At 48.9% G+C, this 19,274-nt stretch carries 17 protein-coding genes; 16 read left to right on the top strand and 1 reads right to left on the bottom strand.

Annotated elements, in window-relative coordinates:
* Positions 1–156 precede the first annotated feature (156 nt).
* The 10 genes from purH (at position 157) to AC2TDN_RS23855 (ending at position 12,559) form a co-directional block, all read left to right on the top strand.
* Positions 157–1,704 carry a bifunctional phosphoribosylaminoimidazolecarboxamide formyltransferase/IMP cyclohydrolase gene (gene purH, locus AC2TDN_RS23900; RefSeq protein WP_484690427.1) on the top strand — a complete coding sequence of 516 codons (1,548 nt, stop codon included), beginning with the start codon at positions 157–159 and terminating at the stop codon, positions 1,702–1,704.
* A gap of 103 nt (positions 1,705–1,807) precedes the next feature.
* On the top strand, positions 1,808–3,073 hold the full coding sequence (gene purD, locus AC2TDN_RS23895; RefSeq protein ID WP_484690426.1) for a phosphoribosylamine--glycine ligase: 1,266 nt from the start codon (positions 1,808–1,810) through the stop codon (positions 3,071–3,073).
* A gap of 234 nt (positions 3,074–3,307) precedes the next feature.
* Positions 3,308–4,387 carry a polysaccharide deacetylase family protein gene (locus AC2TDN_RS23890; protein ID WP_484690425.1) on the top strand — a complete coding sequence of 360 codons (1,080 nt, stop codon included), beginning with the start codon at positions 3,308–3,310 and terminating at the stop codon, positions 4,385–4,387.
* Between the two features lie 30 nt (positions 4,388–4,417).
* Complete coding sequence (locus tag AC2TDN_RS23885; RefSeq protein WP_484690424.1) at positions 4,418–5,863, top strand: hypothetical protein; 1,446 nt, start codon at positions 4,418–4,420, stop codon at positions 5,861–5,863.
* Positions 5,864–5,888: 25 nt separating this feature from the next.
* Positions 5,889–6,749, top strand: a complete 861-nt coding sequence (locus AC2TDN_RS23880) for a response regulator transcription factor (protein WP_484690423.1) — start codon at positions 5,889–5,891, stop codon at positions 6,747–6,749.
* Positions 6,737–8,140 (top strand): sensor histidine kinase, encoded by a 1,404-nt coding sequence (locus AC2TDN_RS23875; RefSeq protein WP_482069281.1) that lies wholly within the window; start codon positions 6,737–6,739, stop codon positions 8,138–8,140. Before AC2TDN_RS23880 ends, AC2TDN_RS23875 begins: the two co-directional genes overlap by 13 nt.
* Positions 8,141–8,625: 485 nt before the next feature.
* The gene (locus tag AC2TDN_RS23870) at positions 8,626–9,447 is read left to right on the top strand and encodes an alpha/beta hydrolase (protein WP_484690422.1); all 822 of its coding nucleotides are present in this window, start codon (positions 8,626–8,628) and stop codon (positions 9,445–9,447) included.
* Between the two features lie 183 nt (positions 9,448–9,630).
* The gene (locus AC2TDN_RS23865; protein WP_484690421.1) at positions 9,631–10,704 is read left to right on the top strand and encodes a DUF3048 domain-containing protein; all 1,074 of its coding nucleotides are present in this window, start codon (positions 9,631–9,633) and stop codon (positions 10,702–10,704) included.
* Positions 10,705–10,927: 223 nt separating this feature from the next.
* Complete coding sequence (locus AC2TDN_RS23860; RefSeq protein WP_484690420.1) at positions 10,928–11,539, top strand: DUF47 domain-containing protein; 612 nt, start codon at positions 10,928–10,930, stop codon at positions 11,537–11,539.
* Positions 11,540–11,563: 24 nt separating this feature from the next.
* The gene (locus AC2TDN_RS23855) at positions 11,564–12,559 is read left to right on the top strand and encodes an inorganic phosphate transporter (protein WP_482069284.1); all 996 of its coding nucleotides are present in this window, start codon (positions 11,564–11,566) and stop codon (positions 12,557–12,559) included.
* Between the two features lie 545 nt (positions 12,560–13,104).
* Here the strand turns inward: AC2TDN_RS23855 and AC2TDN_RS23850 are convergent.
* Complete coding sequence (locus AC2TDN_RS23850; RefSeq protein WP_484690419.1) at positions 13,105–13,641, bottom strand: tyrosine protein kinase; 537 nt, start codon at positions 13,639–13,641, stop codon at positions 13,105–13,107.
* A 235-nt stretch (positions 13,642–13,876) separates the two neighbouring features.
* On the opposite strand from AC2TDN_RS23850, the gene AC2TDN_RS23845 reads away from it, so the two are divergent.
* From AC2TDN_RS23845 to AC2TDN_RS23820, 6 genes are all read left to right on the top strand, one after another.
* The gene (locus AC2TDN_RS23845; RefSeq protein WP_053372669.1) at positions 13,877–14,167 is read left to right on the top strand and encodes a YerC/YecD family TrpR-related protein; all 291 of its coding nucleotides are present in this window, start codon (positions 13,877–13,879) and stop codon (positions 14,165–14,167) included.
* A gap of 9 nt (positions 14,168–14,176) precedes the next feature.
* Complete coding sequence (locus AC2TDN_RS23840) at positions 14,177–14,959, top strand: sirohydrochlorin chelatase (protein WP_484690418.1); 783 nt, start codon at positions 14,177–14,179, stop codon at positions 14,957–14,959.
* A 62-nt stretch (positions 14,960–15,021) separates the two neighbouring features.
* Complete coding sequence (locus AC2TDN_RS23835) at positions 15,022–15,930, top strand: diacylglycerol kinase (protein ID WP_482069299.1); 909 nt, start codon at positions 15,022–15,024, stop codon at positions 15,928–15,930.
* 239 nt (positions 15,931–16,169) lie between these two features.
* Complete coding sequence (rlmD, locus tag AC2TDN_RS23830; protein WP_484690417.1) at positions 16,170–17,648, top strand: 23S rRNA (uracil(1939)-C(5))-methyltransferase RlmD; 1,479 nt, start codon at positions 16,170–16,172, stop codon at positions 17,646–17,648.
* A 26-nt stretch (positions 17,649–17,674) separates the two neighbouring features.
* A complete protein-coding gene (locus AC2TDN_RS23825) occupies positions 17,675–18,307 on the top strand; it encodes a DUF7986 domain-containing protein (RefSeq protein WP_484690438.1) in 633 nt (210 codons plus the stop codon).
* A 35-nt stretch (positions 18,308–18,342) separates the two neighbouring features.
* Positions 18,343–18,924, top strand: coding sequence for a hypothetical protein (locus AC2TDN_RS23820; RefSeq protein ID WP_484690416.1), 582 nt, complete (start codon positions 18,343–18,345; stop codon positions 18,922–18,924).
* Positions 18,925–19,274 lie beyond the last annotated feature (350 nt).

Here is a 19,274-nt window from a genome sequence, read left to right as displayed (position 1 = left end):
GACCTAATGCCAGCAGTAGCGGCGGGAATGAGCTCATTCGGGGGGGTTGCGCCTGCCGAGCAGCGAGCTTGGACCGCATCAAGCGAAACGGGCGGTTTAAAGGTTTTCTTTTGAAAAAAAGCAAAGGTTTGGTCAAATAGATGAGGAGGTATTTGCGTGGCTATTCGTAGAGCGTTAATTAGTGTTTCCGATAAGTCTGGAATCGTGGAATTTTCAAGAGAGTTGGCAAACCAAGGTGTGCAAATTATTTCGACGGGCGGTACGTTCAGCCTGCTTCAAAAGGAAGGCGTTCCGGTTATCGGCATTTCCGATGTGACGGGCTTCCCGGAAATTTTGGATGGACGCGTGAAGACGCTTCACCCAGCCGTGCACAGCGGATTGCTTGCCGTTCGTGACGATGAAGAGCATCAGAAGGCGATGAAGGAGCTTGGTCTTGACTATATCGACCTCGTAATCGTTAACCTTTATCCGTTCAAAGAAACGATTGCGAAGCCAGACGTATCGTATGAGGATGCCATCGAGAACATCGATATCGGCGGACCAACGATGCTGCGCTCCGCTGCCAAAAACCACGCATTCGTAACGGTTGTTGTTGATGCTGGCGACTATAGTACGATTCTTGAAGAAGTAAAAGCACAGGGCGACACTACTCTTGAAACGCGCAAACGTCTGGCTGCAAAAGTATTCCGTCACACGGCGGCATACGATTCCCTAATCTCGGATTACCTCTCCAAGCAAATGGGCGAGCCGCTTCCTGAAACTTACACCGTTACATACGAGAAGGTGCAGGATCTTCGTTACGGCGAGAACCCGCATCAGAAGGCTGCTTTCTACAGCAAGCCGCTTGCAGCAGCAGGCAATGTAACAACGGCTGAGCAGTTGCACGGCAAGGAGCTTTCGTACAACAACATCAGCGACGCCAACGCTTCACTCGCGATCTTGAAAGAGTTCGACGAGCCAGCTGTTGTTGCCGTAAAACATATGAACCCATGCGGTGTAGGCATTGGCGCAACGATTCACGAGGCTTACCAAAAAGCCTACGCAGCAGACCCTACCTCGATCTTCGGCGGTATCGTTGCGGCTAACCGTACGATTGGCGCGGATACAGCTGAGCTGCTTAGCGGCATTTTCCTCGAAATCATCATTGCGCCAGACTTCGCGCCTGAGGCGCTTGATATTTTGACGAAGAAGAAAAACATTCGTTTGCTCAAGCTGGGCGAGCTGTCCGCAGCTGGCGAGCGCAAGCCGGAATGGCTTGTGACATCGGTTGACGGCGGCATGCTTGTACAAGAGAGCGACGTTCACAGCGTGACAGAAGCGGACCTGCAGTTCGTAACGGATCGCAAGCCGACAGCAGAAGAGCTGAAGCAGCTTCTATTCGGCTGGAAAGTTGTTAAGCATGTTAAATCCAATGCGATTTTGCTTGCGAAGGATGACATGACAATTGGCGTTGGCGCTGGTCAAATGAACCGCGTAGGCGCGGCTCGCATTGCGATTGAGCAAGCGGGCGAAGCAGCTAAAGGAGCAGCGCTTGCTTCCGATGCATTTTTCCCAATGGGCGATACGGTAGAGCTTGCGGCAAAAGCGGGCATTACGGCCATCATCCAGCCAGGCGGCTCCATTAAGGACGAAGAGTCTATCGCTGCGGCGAATGCAAACAACATCGCAATGGTGTTCACAAGCGTACGCCACTTCAAGCACTAGATTCGCGGAAAGCTATTCTATTGCAGCCGTTCGTTAACGACAGGAAGCTGGCGAAGGCGGCGGCTGCAGCTGTTTCATATAGTCAAATAGGGGGTTAGTGGATATGCGTATTTTGGTAGTAGGCGGCGGCGGACGTGAGCATGCCATCGTCTGGGCGCTTAAGAAGAGCGAGAAGGTTAAAGATATTTATTGCGCGCCCGGCAATGCCGGTATCGCACAGCTTGCGGATTGCGTGCCGATTGCAGTCAGCGATTTCGACGAGCTGATCCGTTTTGCGAAGGATGCATCGATTGATCTTGTATTTGTAGGCCCGGATGAACCGCTTGCGGATGGCATCGTTGATGCTTTCGAGGCAGCCGGCATTCAGGCGTATGGTCCTCGCAAAAACGCGGCGGAAATCGAAGGCAGCAAAATTTTCATGAAAAATTTGCTTAAGAAATACGATATTCCAACTGCGAAATACGAAACGTTCACCGATTACGAGACAGCTTCCGCATACCTTCGCGAGCAAACGGCTCCGATCGTAATCAAAGCGGACGGCTTGGCTGCGGGAAAAGGAGTAACGGTTGCGGCCACGCTTGAAGAAGCGGAGCAAGCGCTGCGCGAGATGATGGTCGATAAAGTATTTGGCCAAGCGGGCAGCCAAATCGTAATCGAGGAATGTCTGGTCGGACAAGAAATGTCGATTCTAGCTTTCGTTGATGGCGAAACGGTTCGGGCTATGGTTCCTGCACAGGATCATAAGCCGATTTTTGACGGTGACAAAGGCCCGAATACGGGCGGCATGGGCACCTATACACCGCTGCCGCATATCGATCAAGCGATTATTGATGAATCCATCCGGAACATCATTATTCCTACGGCAAAAGCGATGGTTAGCGAAGGACGACCGTTCCGCGGCGTCCTGTTCGCAGGCCTAATGATTACAAAAGACGGCCCGAAAACAATCGAGTTTAACGCGCGTATGGGCGATCCGGAAACGCAGGTCGTCTTGCCTCGTTTGCAAACGGATTTGGTCGACATCGTACTGGCATCGCTTAGCGGTAATCTGGACCAGCTGGACATTCAGTGGAGCGACGAAGCAGCCGTTTGCGTCGTTGTGGCATCGGAAGGCTACCCGGCTTCGTATCCGAAGGGCAGAGTTATTACTGGACTTGCTGAAGCGGAAGCGCAGGGCGCTCTCATCTTCCACGCAGGTACTGCCGAGAAGGACGGGGAGTTCGTTACTAACGGCGGACGGGTGCTTGGCATCGTGGGCCTTGGCCGCGATATCGCGGAAGCGCGTGCTCGTGCATACGAAGCCGTCAGCGTCATTGATTTTGAAGGCAAGCAAAACCGCACGGACATTGCGGCTAAAGCACTTATTTAAGCTATTTGCTTGCTATTAAAGCTTAAAGAGAGACCAACCCACTTCGAAGCTCGCATAGAGCATCGCGAGGGGTTGGTCTTTCGTCTTTTTAGGTCGGCCAAAGCTTTTTGGCTGGCCTTTTTTTTATTCGCTGAATATGTCAGATCCTCTCGAATGGTGTTACTTATTTGTAACTCTATTAATCAGCAGTAGAGTTACAATCAATCTATCAGCGAGGAATAGTAGGTGAGTGGAATGGCAAAAGCAAAAAGGCATCGTAGCATTATTTTTACAGGGATCATTATGGCTGCTGTGCTCCTGTTTATCAGCGGTTGCTCGGCAAGCGAGAGTTTCAGTTTGGCATCAATTTTGAGTAATGGGAAGTCCCCTGTTGTAAACGAGGGCAGCGTAGGGAAGGGACCGCAGTTGGAAGACGGCGCAGACGCCAAAGGGGATGTCGTTATCGTAGGCAATAGCGGAGTGGCAGAAGGCGGAATTATCCAGGGCAGTTTCGAGGGAGAGCCATCCACAGGCGAGGCGACTGATCCATCTAAAACGGAAACGGACGGAGATGAGCCGGACGCATCGGCAACGGACAAGCCGGACGCATCGGCAGCGGACAAGCCGGATGCATCGGCAACGGACAAGCCGGATGCATCGGCAACGGACAAGCCGGATGCATCGGCAACGGACAAGCCGGACAAGGTTGTTGACAAGCTGGATAAGCCCAATCAGCCTGTAACGGAAACGAAGCCGGGCAAGGAAGAGATGTTGATCGCGCTCACGTTCGACGACGGGCCGGATAAGCGTTACACGACCGATATTTTGGATATCCTGAAGGAAAAAGGAGTAACGGCTACTTTTTTTGTAGTCGGACAGCAAGTGACTAAAAATCCAGAGGTGCTCCAGCGCATCGTGGACGAAGGGCATGCGGTTGGCAATCATACTTATCATCATAAAGATTTATCCAAGCTGAATAAGCAGCAAATCATCGAGGAAGTCAAAACAGGTGATGCGGCAATCAAGAAAGCAATAGGCTATACACCGTCCATGGTCCGCGCACCATATGGAGCCGTATCGGATACGCTGAAGGTGTTATTGAAATCGAATCATCGTGAACTAGTCGGTTGGAACATAGATACGCGTGATTGGGCAGGCACTTCGTCAGCCGATATCCGCAAAATGATTAAGAACGAGGCGAAGCCTGGTGGTATAATATTAATGCATTCTTTTGGCGGCAAGCATATTAAGAACACGGTACAAGCTCTGCCGGACGTCATTGATGATTTGGTGGAAAAGGGTTATACGCTCGTTACCGCCGATCAAATCGCTTAACACGGGTACTTGCACGAGGAGGCTGCAGAGTTGAATGACGGAAGTGATACAAATGCCAAGCATAGGCGGGGGAAAATAATGCGATGGAGCTTTCTGCTCAGCGGTGCTATCTCACTCCTATTCTTGTCAACTGGCTGTCGTTATACAGCCGCGCCTGCAGATCTTCTGCAGAAGCCAGCCATCTCGCCTGAGAAGCAGGCTATTGTACAAGCAATTGAAAAAAATCTGCCTGTTTACAGCAAGCTTACACTTCCCCTTAGGGAAGAGCATATGGAAGCGATCCGCCTAACTGATGTGGATGGAGACAGCACGAAAGAGGCTATCGTTTCTTATTACAATGAATACAGTTCACCTGAGCTTATGGTGTTTAAATATACAAAGTCCTTATGGAAGCCTTGGGTGCTTGTGCAGCAGCCGCTGGCAAGAATGATCGATTGGCTGAAAATAGAGGATCTCGATAAAGATAGGCGTATGGAAATGTTGATCGGGTGGATCGGCGCATTCGACAGTCCGAACGTGCTTGAGGTTTACTCATTTGACTCTACGCCAGTACGCAACGAGGCGGGCAAGCTGACGTTGAAGCCAGTGGAGAGCATCCCCTATTCGTACGGGGATACAGGAGACATTAACGAGGATGGACGGCTGGAGCTCGCGATTATCTCAGAGCATGGGACCAATCAGGAATTGGCGCTGCCTGAATATCATTTAACCCTCTACAATTGGAAAAAAGGCGGCATGAAGGAGATTTATACGGAAAAACTGTATGACGGTGTCAATAGCTATGATCGTTTGCTGATCGGAAAAATCTCGGAGCGTCATAGAGGGATTGTTTTGGAGGCATCTACGGGGGCTCAGGCTACTTACACGGCCATGTATGTCTGGGAGAGAGGCAAGCTGCGGCTCGTATACCCAAACTTCGATACAGAGTATGAAGGGTTTAGCGGTACGCCTACAATGAGCAAGGATATTAACAGCGATGGCATCTTGGAGCTGCAGTGGACGAAGGAGGCTCCGGGTTACCCGAACGTCTCTTATGCGGAGTCCAAATGGTTGAATGAATGGGTGCAATGGGATGGCAAAAATGATTTTGTGAAGGTTAGAGAAGATTTTACCGATTATCGATACGGCATGCAGCTTCAAATTCCCAAGGAATGGATGGGACGCTACACGCTGCACAGCTCGGATGAGCAATACGCCTTCGTGGCGGTTAATTATTGGAATGAGAAGACAAATGTTACGGCCAAAATGGCTACTTTATATGCTGTGCCGCAGAAGCTTTGGGAAAGCGTCGAAAACGCTTGGAAGCAGGAAACGAAGCCATATCGCGAGCTTCTGACGGACAGCGGCAATGTGTTTGCGGTATCTTTCGTAAAAGAAGCGCCGACGGGCTGGCCCGAGGCGGAACGGCAAGCATTTCGCGATATGGTAGGGGTTGAAGCAGCGTTCGCTTCTTCTTTAACGATTCGCAACGATTAAGAGAGAAAAGCGGGTGCTCTAAGCTATGCGAATATTATTGTTGGAGGACGAGGAGTCCATCCGCGGCTTTGTCCGTATTAATCTGAAGCGCAACGATATGGAAGTGATTGAAGCAGAAACTGGCGAAGAGGCAATCGCGCTCGCCAATACGGAAGGTCCTATCGATATCGCGCTTCTGGACGTTATGCTTCCTACGATTAGCGGCTTCGAGGTATGCGAGCAGCTTCGCTTGCAATATCCGCGCATGGGCATCATTATGCTCACGGCGAAGTCGCAGGAGGAGGATAAAATACATGGGCTGGAGCTTGGTGCCGACGATTATGTGCAAAAGCCGTTTAGCCCGGGTGAGCTCATCGCGCGTATCAAATCTCTCTACCGTAGAATGAAGCCGGACATTGCCGCACCGGAGCGGGAGGCGTCAGCCGCTCAAGAAGGAATTGCGGCGGCCAAGGAAGGAGCTGCAGAAGCCGACGAGGCAGCGGCAGCTGGACATGACGATGCATCGTTCGCACCCTTTGCACAGCAGCTTATACCGATACAGCAGATGTCCGCTCCTCATGCGACGAGTTTCCATCAAGAGCTCCGCGTGGAGCCGTTTCGCTTGTCCGTTGCAGAGCGCAAGCTTTGGAAGCAGGAGCAGGAAATAATTCTGACGCCTACGGAATGGACGCTGGTCAGGCTGCTGATGGAGCGCGTAGGCGAAAGCGTCAGCCGCGATCATATTTTGACTGAGGTATGGGGCCGGTATTATGTTGGCGACCTTAAGGTGGTTGACGTGAACATACGGCGAATCCGCCAAAAAATCGAGAAAAACCCGTCTGATCCCGCTTTTATTGAAACGGTTTGGGGTTATGGCTATCGGTGGAAGCGGGGATGCGTCGAATGAAAAGCGTGCAAACGAGAATGGTGTGGAGCTATTTGCTGCTCATCGTGCTTGTCGTCAGCGTGCTCGGCGGCGTGTTCGCAGCTTTGATGTGGAACTATTATTACGGAAGCGCGCAGAGCTCGGTCAAGCAGAGAGCAGAGTCGGCATTATCGCTGCATAGTCGTTCGCTTTCATCGCTCACCGTGCAGGATCAAGGCGATTACATGCTGCAATATATGGTAGAGAGCAGTACAAGGCTGCAATTGCTCGACAGCACCGGTCAAATACGGATTGATTCGGACGGCTTTGCGCCGAATATTCATTATACGACAGCTGATGTGAAGGCGGCTATTGCCGGGAAATCCGGCAGCTGGCGCGGCGTAGATCCGTACTATGGCGAGCGAGTCATGTCGGTGACCATTCCGCTCTGGAATGAAACGCGAGTCGTATCTATGCTGCGTTATTCAGCTTCATTGAAGCAAGTGGATGCGATGGTCAGCCTGCTCATTCGGATGGCTGCCGCTGTTGGTGTAGGAGTCGTGCTGTTGTTTCTTGGCTTAAGCTTGTTTCTCGCGCAGCGTATTGTAAAGCCGATTCGCGAGCTGACGCGAGCGGCGCGCTATATGGCAGAGGGGGACTGGACGCGGCGGGCGATACAGCGCAATGACGATGAGATCGGACAGCTGGCTGAAACCTTTAATGTGATGGTCATGGAGCTGAGCAAGCGGGAAAAGCTTAAGGATGATTTTATATCATCGATTTCGCATGAGCTGCGTACCCCTCTGACATCGATAAAAGGATGGAGTGAGACGCTGAAGGAAAGCGAGCCTACCGAGGATGACGAGGAGGTTAAGCTAGGCCTCTCGATCATTAGCAAGGAGACGGAGAGGCTATCGGGGCTGGTCGAGGATTTGCTCGATTTCTCAAAGCTTTCTGCGCGAACGATGGAGCTGCACAGCGAGGTGCTTGATTTCAACGGTCCGGTTAAGGAAACGGTTAATCAACTGGCTGTACGCGAGGAGCATACACGGGTACGGATACTTGCCAATTATGGAAAAAGCCCGATCGTCGTGCGAGGAGATGCGAATCGGCTCAAACAGGTCATTATTAACTTGATTGACAATGCGCTCAAGTTTACACCCGCGGGCGGAACGATACGAGTCGCCACTACGATTGAGCAAGACCAAGCAATGCTCACTGTAGCGGATACCGGCTGCGGAATCGAAGCGGAGGATCTTCCGCATGTAACGGAAAAGTTTTATAAGGCAAACACGGGTCAAGGCGGTTCTGGGCTTGGGCTGGCGATTTGCAAGGAAATCATAGAGCTCCACGGCGGCCGGCTTACGATAGACAGCGAGCGTGGAGCCGGTACCATTGTGACGATTCGAGTGCCGATCATGCATGAGGAGTAATCCTCTGCCCGTAGGTGCTTGGATCGTCATTCTTTATAGAACAGCATTTTCCGATCGGCAATCACATAAATAACGGCAACAACAGTTCCTAAAATAAGCAGGAAGGAAAGCCAATGTTCCTTCAGCCAAGCAATCCACAAAGGCATGGAAGCACCTCCTAAAAGTTTTGTGAAGCAAAACTGACTTCGTAAGCATGAGCTTTAAAGTTTTGTGAAGCAAAACTGACTTCGTAAGCATGAGCTTTAAAGTTTTGTAAAGCAAAACTTGCTTCGCGTTATTTCATGTGCATAGTATGTCCTGAATAAGCGGCAAAATAATGATGACGTGCCTTATATGGTATAATAACCGGGGACAAATTCGCGAACGGTTTTATTTTCCTATGTATCATTGACAGTCTGAGAGCAGTGATGCTATTATGGTTCTATTGTTAATTCAAAGTATACGGGTAGGAATTATTATATATAAGCTTTCAGGAGGTTATCGGGATGGAAAAGCACTTGACGCTGCGACACGACGGGCTTGAGCTTGCGGCAACGCTGCATTACCCCACTGACGGGAACAAAACCGATTCAGAGAAAAGGCAAGCCATTATTATATGCCATGGATTCATTGGCTCCCGTATAGGAGTTGATCGTTTATTTGTGAAGACGGCGCGCGCGCTTGCAGCGCAAGGCTCTTACGTCCTGCGCTTCGATTATGGCGGCTGCGGCGAGAGCAACGGTGATTACGGCGCGCTTGGCTTTGATTCAATGGTCGATCAAACAAGAAGCGCAATCGATTATATGGCAAGCATGGAATGCGTGGATCCGCTGCGAATCGTATTGCTTGGCCACAGTCTTGGCGGGGCGATTGCGATTATGACTTCCGTTAAGGACAAACGGGTGAAGCGGCTTGTGCTCTGGTCGCCGGTTGCTTATCCTTTTAATGATATCGTCCGTATCGTAGGCCGCAGCAGCTATGATAATGCGGTTACGACAGGCAGCTCGGATTACCAAGGCTATACGCTGCAGCCTGTGTTCTTCGAATCTTTGCTCCAACATCAGCCGTTTCAAGCGGCGACTAGATTTGGCGGCGAGGTGCTGCTGGTTCACGGAACGAGCGATGAGCTTATTCCAGTCGACTACAGCTTCCTCTACCAGAAGGTTTTCTGGACGCGCAGCGAAGGGTTATGCGACAAGGAAATTATTTTTCAAGCGAATCATACTTACTCTGCCCGCGAGCATCAGGAGGGAGCGATTCACGTTACCTCCGAGTGGTTGAGCGGTCTCGATAAGAAGCAAGAGGAATGGCATCACTGGAGTATTTAAGCGAGTTGAATAGGGATAGCAAGATGGAGCGAGCTTTTTTGATCATAAAAAAAGCTTGCTCCTTTTTTTTATATCACCGAGAAGAACTTATTTGTCGAGACATACGTCCTTAATTGTGTTTAAATGGAAGTTAAGTGTAAACGAATACAAGCTGAGCAAAGCTGGAAAAGGCAGGGTTTGCGCATGGATAAAAAGATTAAAAATTCAGCATTTTTGCTATTATTGACGCTCATTCTATTCCTAACAGCATGCAGCGGGGGCAACGGAGGCAGCGAATCCCCGCAGGAAACTAGTGACATGAGCGAGCCGACTGGCATAGCTGAGCCCATTGCTACGTCTGTTCCGCTTCCCTTTGATGCACCGTTAACGGGCCTAAAACTTGAGAAGGCTGCAACAGCAAGGCCTATCGTCGTTATGATTAATAACTTTGCTGCAGCTCGTCCGCAATCTGGGCTGTCGAACGCTGACGTCATTTGGGAAGTGCTTGCGGAAGGCGGCATTACAAGGTTAATTGCCGTATTTCAGAGCACAAGTGCATTAACGGATACGATCGGACCGATTCGCAGCATCAGGCCTTATCTTATTGATATTGGAGACAGCTTCGGAGCTGTGCTCGCCCACGCAGGCGCCAGCAACGATGGCTATGCGGTTTTGCAGCGGCAGGGCAAGCCTTATTTGGATGAAATCTCGAATGCGGGCAGCTATTTCTGGAGAAGCAAGGAAAGGAAAGCGCCGCATAATCTCTATTCGAGCTTGGAGAAGCTGCGTACGGGCGCTGAGAAGAAGAAATACAGCATGGATAAGCAGGTACCGCCTTATACATTTGCGGAAGCGGGTTCTACGGAGATCGGTGTTCCGGCAAGCGACATTACGGTATCATTTTTACTCAACAATTATAGTGTGGGCTACAAATACGATTCCGATGCTGGATTATACAAACGTTCCATCGGCGAAAAGCCGCATATTGATCTGAACAATAACGAGCAGCTATCGGCGGCGAATCTGGTCGTGCTTGGTGCGGATCACAAGACGCTGGACAATGAGGGGCGGCTTTCCGTGGACCTGAATGAGGGAGGTTCGGCGATTTTGTTCCAGAAGGGCAAAGCAATCGAAGCGGAATGGGTACGGGCTTCCGATGGCATGATTCGAATTGTAATAAACGGAGAAGAGCTGCCATTTGTTCCGGGCAAAACGTTTTTCCATATCGTGCCGAACAATCCGACATTCGAAGGACATGTCAAATGGGTACAATCATAGCAGATTGGAAACACTGTTAACAGACGTTAACGGATGAGCTTCCAAGGATAGAAGAGGACGCAATCTTGTTTCGAGATTGTGTCTTTTTTATTTTTTTTATGAAAATCAAAAAAGTTTTCTTAAAACCTTTACATTCTCTTAACAATTCACATGTAAACTATGTTAAGATATTGTGGGCTCACAACAGTACGCCTAAACATCAAGTCGGATAAAGGGGATTACGATGTTCAAGAAAAAGGATATTTTCTTTAAGACGTTCGAAGAAATGGCTGACGCCATTGTAGAGGCAGTTGAGTATTTCACCAAAAGCCTTTCAGATCTATCGGATGTATCAGCTTTCGCTAAGACGATGAAGGAATACGAGAGCAAATGCGACAAATACGTGCATACGATTTTGAAGGAATTGAACAAAACGTTCATCACTCCGATCGAGCGCGAGGATATTATGGCCCTTACGACTTCGCTTGATGATGTGCTTGACGGCATTGAAGCTTGCGCGTCCCGGTTTGAGATGTACAACATTCGTGAAAAGGATGAGTACATAACGCTGTTCGGTGACATTCTTGTTCGTTCCTCTCACCAAATTAAGAAGGCAATCTACTTGTTGACTGAGCGTAAGCTGCTTGCGATCCGCGAGCCGAACATTGCTCTTAACGAGCTGGAGAACCAAGCGGATGACCTGCTTCGGGTTTGCATCAAGAGCTTATTTACAAATGTCAAAGATCCAATTGAGCTGATGAAGCGCAAAGAGATTTACGAGATGCTGGAGCAAACGACCGACTTCTGCGAAGATGTAGCGAATACGCTGGAATCGATCATTATGCGTAACAGCTAATCTGAGGAGTAGGAGTATTACACAATGGATTTAATGGTTCTATGGATTGTTGTCTTTTTGGCGCTTTCGTTTGATTTTATAAATGGGTTTCACGATACGGCGAATGCAATTGCAACAGCCGTATCTACGCGGGCACTAAAGCCTCGCGTCGCAATCGTTATGGCTGCCGTTATGAACTTCGTCGGTGCAATTACGTTTACCGGCGTTGCAGCAACAATTGGTAAAGGCGTCGCCAATCCGGCGGAGCTGGAGCACGGCGTTCCAATCGTTATCGCAGCGCTGTTGTCGGCAATCGCTTGGAATTTGATCACATGGTGGTTTGGCATTCCTTCCTCATCCTCGCATGCTTTGATTGGCTCACTTGCAGGTGCAGTCATCGGCGGTGCAGGCTTGAGTGCTATTAACTCCGGCGGTCTAATCAAAATCGTTCAAGCGTTGCTTTTTTCACCGCTGATCGCTTTCTCTGCCGGTTTTATCATCATGTGGATATTGAAGCTGATTTTTGCCAAATCAAGTCCGCATCAAGTGAATAAAGGTTTCCGGTTTGGTCAAATTCTTACGGCTGCGTTCCAATCGTTCTCACACGGTACGAATGACGCTCAAAAAGCGATGGGCATTATCGTATTTGCCCTTGTTGCTTCTGGCCTTCAGACGACGATGGACGTTCCGCTTTGGGTTAAGATTTCCGCTGCGACTGCAATGGCGCTCGGTACATCTGTAGGCGGCTGGAAAATTATTAAGACGATGGGTACAAAAATTTTCAAAATCGAGCCGATCAACGGTTTCGCTGCAGATATCGGTTCTGCTGTCGTCATCCTAACGGCAACGATGATCCACTTGCCAGTTAGTACGACTCATGTTATTACTTCGTCAATCCTCGGTGTTGGTAGTGCAAAGCGCTTCTCCGCTGTAAAATGGGGAGTAGCAGGCCGCATCATTGTAGCCTGGATTATTACGATTCCGATTACCGTTTTGATGGCGATGTTCTTCTATTGGATTATTCACTTCTTCTTCCTATAAAATGGAGTGACAATGCGATAGTGAGGAAAACTTCACTCGCCGTGAGCTTATGCTCATGGGGATTGAGATTTTTCTCACTATTTTTTGCGTTCTCTGCAGGTCGAATAGAAGGGCTGCAAGAAGTTAAACACTGTGGACAACCATTGGCGAAACAGGGCGAAAACTGCATGTATGCACATAATTAGTAACAGTTGTGTACGAATAACGGGAATTTGCGCATCTTTTGAATGTACAACGTTTTGGCGACCTTTGTGGGATGGGAATGTGTATAGGGTGAAGGCTGCCGAAACATGTCGAAGGTTGCACTGTGCACAGGTGAATTGTTTTTTTATGCGTGAAAAGGGAGAAATGCTGTGGATAGACTGGAAATATTCTTTATCCACAACCGGATAACTCGTTAATAGATGTGTGAAACGGTGCATAAATGAAAAAAGTGTCAGAATAATTTGATTTATGCACAAATCGACCACAGCTGTGGATGAAACGAAAACACCCTGATTGCGGCGCAAGGCGCATGGCAATCAGGGTGTATGACTTCAAAATGATTAACGGCGCTTTGGCTTGCGGCGGCGAGGCCCGCTTTTGCCTGCGCCGCTGCCAGAGGTAGGCTTGCGACGCTTGCGGCGTTTTGGCTTCCATTCGATTTCATCATCGTCATCCGATTTTTTGGTTTTTTTGAAGGAGCCCATGAGCACTTTGACAAGTGGCGCCATTTGAGAGACGCTGGACATCACCTTCTGAACTTTCGTAACCGTTGTAAGGATTCCGTCGATGCCGCCAATACGGTCGACGAAACCTTTGATTTCATCTAGTTTAGGTAAGTTGGCAAGAGAGAAGCCGCCTGCTTTGGCACTGGCGGTCGTTTCGATTAGCTCAGCTGCTGTCTCCGGTATGACGGCGGGCAGGATATCCTGCGTTGGCGGCGTCACTGTTGCTGGCGGCATGGTGGGCAGGTCAGCGGCAAAGCTGAAGCCGGTTGACTTTGCGCCAGATGATTTGCTCAGCTGCTCTGCCGTTAGGCGTTGGCCGCCGTGCCAATCATAATGCTGGTTGCCGGTACCGGGGTTATTGCGATAATTCACACGGATCACAACCCTTCTTTTATAATAGTCTATGGGGTAGGCGAACATAAGGATTGGACGAATGTCCCGAGTGCGGAATTTTTTTCTAGATAATGCCCTGTGCTTGTATGAGTGATTGCTTCAAAAATCAGTTGCTTGGTTCTTCCGTTCTGTAAAGCGTGAATACGGTAATGTTTGAAAAAAACGGGTAAAAAAGATACAATAGTAACATTAGTTTTAATAGGAGTGAATACGAATGCAGCTTAAAAAACTTAACGATAAAGCAATAGATCAATTATTCGAAGCGATTCTTACATTGAAATCAGTTGAGGAATGTTATGTGTTCTTTGACGATTTGTGCACAGTGAATGAGATTCAATCCTTATCTCAAAGACTTGAAGTTGCGCGTATGCTCGGCAAGGGCAGCACATACAATGCAATTGAGGCGGAGACAGGTGCCAGCACGGCAACAATCTCTAGAGTGAAGCGTTGTTTGAATTACGGCAATGACGGGTATAAAATGGCTTTAGAGCGTCTTGGAAGGTAGGTTCCTTCAATGAAGCCAGGCATTCTCGTTATTAGTCACGGCTCTAGGGAAACCGCCTGGGTACAGCTAGTCGATCATGCGATTGCGGCAGCGGCTTTGTCGCCTCGTTTGTCAAACGTTCCAATCATGTCGTCCTTTCTTGAAATTGTCGAGGGAAGGCTTATTCAGGATGGAATCGATTCGCTTGAGGAGCAAGGTGTGACGGATCTATTCGTTGTGCCGCTATTCGTATCTTCAGGAAGCACGCATGTGGATGAAATCGGGCAAGCCTTCGGCTTTCCATGGGTTTCGGATTTGGAAGGCGATCTAGGCATGTTCCGCGTTGCTGCTAACGTTCATTATGGAGAGCCAATCGATGATGATCCGGAAATTGCAGAGCTGCTTGCGATGAATATAGCAGAGCTGTCCTCGGAGCCAGAGAAGGAAGCTATATTGTTGATCGGCCACGGAAGCAAGGAAAAGGTATTCCATGAGCGCTGGCAGGAAGGGCTGATGAAGCTCGGCGAGCGTCTTCGTGTGCTTGGCGGCTATAAGCGTGCCGAATATGCGATGCTTTTGCCCGATCAAGCAGCGGCTAAGCTTGCAGCGATGCAGGCGGCTAATCCGGAGGAAGCGGTTATTGTGGTGCCGCTGTTCCTGAGCCAGGGTTATTTTACGAACCATGTCATTCCGACGCGTCTTGCTGGGCTTGCTTATCGGTATAACGGCAGAGCGATGCTGCCACATGCTGCGATTGAACGATGGCTGGAGCGCCAGATGTACAAGGGCTTGCAGCGTTTAAATAAAAAGTAGACATATCGTCTGGACCATAGAAGATTGGGTGATTGGATGGTTAGGAGTGAACCGGGATGGCAATCAAACGGGCGAGATTAATCTATAACCCGACATCGGGAAGAGAAGAAATGAAGAAACGTCTGCCTGATATTCTCCAGCGGCTTGAGCAGGGCGGTATAGAAACGAGCTGCCATGCGACGATCGGTGAAGGAGATGCGACCATTGCGGCAGCGGATGCAGCGGATCGCGGCTATGATATGATTATTGCTGCTGGCGGCGACGGTACGCTGTACGAGGTCATTAATGGTTTGGCGACTAAGGCGAATCGGCCTCCGCTTGGCATTTTGCCGGTGGGAACGACCAATGATTTTGCACGGGCGACAGGCATTCCGAAGCATTGGGAGTATGCGGTCGATCTGATCATTCAGCAATATACGCGGCCGATTGATGTCGGCAAGGCGAATGAGCGTTATTTTATAAATATTGCCGGGGGCGGCTCCTTGACGGAGCTGACCTATGATGTGCCGAGCAAGCTGAAGACGATGATCGGGCAGTTGGCTTATTATATGAAGGGTATGGAGAAAATGACCCGCCTTCGCCCGACCGAGCTAACCTTTCAGGCGGCCGGCGTTGGAGAATTTCATGACGAGTTTATGATGTTCCTCATTTGCAACAGCAACTCGGTCGGCGGCTTCGAGCGCCTTGCGCCAGACTCCAAGCTGGATGACGGCTTATTGGATGTTCTGCTTATCCGCAAGTGCAACCTGCCGGAATTTATTAAGCTGGTGACGCTCGCGCTGCGCGGCGAGCATTTGAACGATCCGCATGTGATCCACTTCCGCACGGATGAGCTGAAGGTCACAACGCCGGATTATGTGCAAATAAACCTCGATGGCGAATATGGCGGCGTGCTGCCGTGCACATTCTCGGTGCTGCCGTCGCATCTGCGTATTTTTGCGGATGAGACTGGGGAGTCGACGTACCGTTAGGTGCGGAGTTCGGGTGAAACTAGGGAGTTCTACGGACCGCTAGGCGCGGATCTTCGGATGAAACAGGTGAGTGTCGACGTACCGCTAAGCGCGGATGGATATTGGAATTAGGGAATAATGGAATAGTGGTATAGTAGAACGATGGAACAATGGAATAGTGGAACAATGAAACAATGAAACAATGAACAATGGATAGTTTTTGATAAGCAACAGCATTGAAGATAGAGCGGAGAGAGTTTATGAATAAAGGTAGAAGCAGAGGCGGCAAGGGGAGATCGCGCGGCGCGGCAGGTACGAATGCAGCGGCGATACCAGTAGATGCGCCTTTTCAAAAAAACGAAGAGGTCACCGTCGATATTATCGGCCTGACGCATGATGGTGAAGGGGTAGGCCGCGCTGACGGCTTTACCCTTTTTATTCAGGGAGCGCTCCCTGGTGAACGCGTGCGAGCGAAGGTCATGAAGGTGAAGAAGCAGTATGGATATGCACGGCTCGAGGAGCTGGTGCTTAAGAGTCCATCGCGCGTGGAGCCGCCATGCGACATTTTTAAGGAATGCGGCGGCTGCCAGCTGCAGCATTTTGATTATCCAGCGCAGCTCGAGTGGAAGCGGCAGCATGTCGTAGACAATTTGGTCCGCATTGGGAAGCTGAAGGTGGCTGGAGAGGACAATGCTGAGGGTGAGGGCATTGTTGTGCACAAGACGGTTGGCATGGACGAGCCTTGGCGATACAGGAATAAGGCTTCGGTACCTATAGGTTTAAGTTCCGATGATGGACAACTAATTGCAGGTTTCTATGCTCGCGGAAGTCACCGAATCATCGATATGGACGATTGTCTCATTGAGCATGAGCACAATGACGAGGTCATACGCGTCGTGAAGCGCATCGGGCGCGAGCTTGGCATTGCGCCTTACGACGAAGCTACGGGCCGCGGCGTGCTGCGCCATGTGATGGCGCGGACTGGCGTCGTAACAGGCGAGATTATGGTTGTGCTTGTAACCAACGGCAAGAAGCTGCCGATGGCGGATCGCTGGGTTGAGAGAATCCGCGAGGAGCTGCCGGGCGTGAAGAGCATCGTTCAGAACGTGAATGAGCGCGACACGAACGTTATTTTTGGCGATGTGACCCGCGTCCTATGGGGCAATGAGGTCATCTATGATGAGCTCGACGGCATACGATTCGCCATATCGGCGAGATCGTTCTATCAGGTGAACCCGATGCAGACGGTCGAGCTATACCGCAAAGCGGTTGAATATGCGGGCTTAACGGGCTCGGAAACCGTAATTGACGCCTATTGCGGCATAGGTACGATCTCGCTGTTCCTCGCTCGTCAGGCAGGGCGCGTCTATGGCGTGGAAATTGTGCCGGAAGCGATTGAGGATGCGGCGCGGAATGCTGAACTAAACGGCATCACGAATGCGTCGTTTGAAGCTGGACCAGCGGAGGTTGTTATACCGCGTTGGCGCAAGGAAGGGATTACGGCGGATGTGATCGTCGTCGATCCGCCTCGTAAAGGCTGCGATCCGGCGCTGCTCGAGACGATTCTGGCTATGCAGCCGGAAAGAGTGGTTTATGTGAGCTGTAATCCATCTACGCTGGCAAGGGACTTGCGAGTGCTAGAGGATGGCGGGTATAAGACGGTTGAGGTGGTGCCGGTGGATATGTTTCCTTGGACGGTGCATGTGGAGTGCGTGGTAAGGATATATCGGGGGGATTAAAATCAGGGAGGAAATATATCGTGAGTATGCTTGAAAAGTATAAGAAATTTAGAAAAATGCAAGTTGATCTGCACATGAAAATTCTAAATGAGTTTGTTAGTGGCGAAGACTTCAAAAATTCTGCCGAAACCGTGGGTATCCTTAACAAAAATAAGGTTATGATAGAATCTGATGCAGAAAAAGATGCTCTCTACGACTTCAATGTATATGAAAATATTAGAGAAGGTAGAAGTGCTTTATCTGAGTACATAGACAAATATGCACCTTCAAACGAAGAGGAAGAAGAACTATTTCAGGCAATGAAGCGATCAGAAACAATTCTATACGAGGTCGTAGATATCAACAAGGAAAACTCAGTGGTCATGCTTAAAAGTTTGTTCGATAATAATCAAGTTATTCATATGGTGGATATTGCGCTGAGCGATTGTTTGAAAACCGGTATGCTTTTGTTTTCAAGGCTGATTCATCTTAATGGGTTTAGTATGACATCAGGACTAGGCTATGGGTTTTCCGTAAACCATAAAGATTACATTGTTAATCGAAGTCGGAAATTGCTCAAGAAAATAAAAAGTGGAGACGATTCGGTGGATAGATTTGTCGCTTTTTTTCATATTAATAGATCAGATGGAGTTTCCAAATTATTAGAAAAGGTAGAGTAAAGTGTGATACGTGTCATGATGGAGGTTAAAGAACTATGAGCCATAAACAAACAGAAAGCAAATCTTCTTTACTGACTGCTACTCAAATTAAGCACAAGGTAAAAGAAATGACCAAAGATGAAATTACCGAGCTGCTTATTGATGCAGTCAAATCGAATAAAGCCGCACATTCTATAGTCTCTATCAAACTTCAAGGCGAGAGTGGCATTATCCAATTCTTAGAAGATTGCAAACAGAGCATCTACAAAGAATTTTATCCGACAAGAGGGTTTCCTAAATTACGAGTAGCTGCTGTAAAACAAACGATTTCCGATATGAACAATGTCGGAAAGGGAACCATTTGGCCTTTTGAATTAAGGGTATATTTCTGTGAAATTGTCGTTCAGTATATTCATGAAGAAGGCGATATCTTTGAGAATATGGGCGATTTTTTCACGGATGCTTATGATAAAGTGATTCAAACACTCAATAAAGAGAAAACGCCTGATATATTTGAAAAATATAAAGATCGCGTCAAAGCTATTGTCAATACACCTGGTTGTGATTGCTGGGGAATTCATGACTCGTTAGGATGTTCCTATTCTGAACTAAAATGGGTAGATCACGATGAGGAATAAGAAGACTTCCCAGACCCCAGTAGCAAATGTTCAAGCGCAACTACTTTAGTAAACTTTTCAATAAGTTTGGATGGATATGTACTTTTCTTAAATGGCTGCTGTAATAAATGCAATAACGCTGCATTAATAGTTATTGAAACGGATTAGGCCTCCCCATCGCGGTGGAGGTTTTTTCATGTGAACATACGCTTGTATGCGGAATATTCAATCCCATTCCACCTCCCACAATAAAGTAATGTTTTCTCCCGTTTTCTCGCTTATTCTCAGTATTACAACATTGACACCTTGTGTGGTAGTGGTGGAGAATGTAGACTCTACATCATTTTCTGTAAGGACGTAGGCGGGAACAG

It is taken from the genome of Paenibacillus sp. Y660 (assembly GCF_057221575.1).
Note: the sequence above shows the minus strand (reverse complement) of the source record. Positions and strands in the feature narration are given on the sequence as shown.

Coding starts and splice junctions, on each gene's coding strand:
- purD (WP_484690426.1), top strand. CDS start 1,808: ATGCGTATTTTGGTAGTAGGCGGCGGCGGACGTGAGCATGCCATCGTC.
- AC2TDN_RS23890 (WP_484690425.1), top strand. CDS start 3,308: ATGGCAAAAGCAAAAAGGCATCGTAGCATTATTTTTACAGGGATCATT.
- AC2TDN_RS23880 (WP_484690423.1), top strand. CDS start 5,889: ATGCGAATATTATTGTTGGAGGACGAGGAGTCCATCCGCGGCTTTGTC.
- AC2TDN_RS23875 (WP_482069281.1), top strand. CDS start 6,737: ATGCGTCGAATGAAAAGCGTGCAAACGAGAATGGTGTGGAGCTATTTG.
- AC2TDN_RS23870 (WP_484690422.1), top strand. CDS start 8,626: ATGGAAAAGCACTTGACGCTGCGACACGACGGGCTTGAGCTTGCGGCA.
- AC2TDN_RS23865 (WP_484690421.1), top strand. CDS start 9,631: ATGGATAAAAAGATTAAAAATTCAGCATTTTTGCTATTATTGACGCTC.
- AC2TDN_RS23860 (WP_484690420.1), top strand. CDS start 10,928: ATGTTCAAGAAAAAGGATATTTTCTTTAAGACGTTCGAAGAAATGGCT.
- AC2TDN_RS23855 (WP_482069284.1), top strand. CDS start 11,564: ATGGATTTAATGGTTCTATGGATTGTTGTCTTTTTGGCGCTTTCGTTT.
- AC2TDN_RS23845 (WP_053372669.1), top strand. CDS start 13,877: ATGCAGCTTAAAAAACTTAACGATAAAGCAATAGATCAATTATTCGAA.
- AC2TDN_RS23840 (WP_484690418.1), top strand. CDS start 14,177: ATGAAGCCAGGCATTCTCGTTATTAGTCACGGCTCTAGGGAAACCGCC.
- rlmD (WP_484690417.1), top strand. CDS start 16,170: ATGAATAAAGGTAGAAGCAGAGGCGGCAAGGGGAGATCGCGCGGCGCG.
- AC2TDN_RS23825 (WP_484690438.1), top strand. CDS start 17,675: ATGCTTGAAAAGTATAAGAAATTTAGAAAAATGCAAGTTGATCTGCAC.
- AC2TDN_RS23820 (WP_484690416.1), top strand. CDS start 18,343: ATGAGCCATAAACAAACAGAAAGCAAATCTTCTTTACTGACTGCTACT.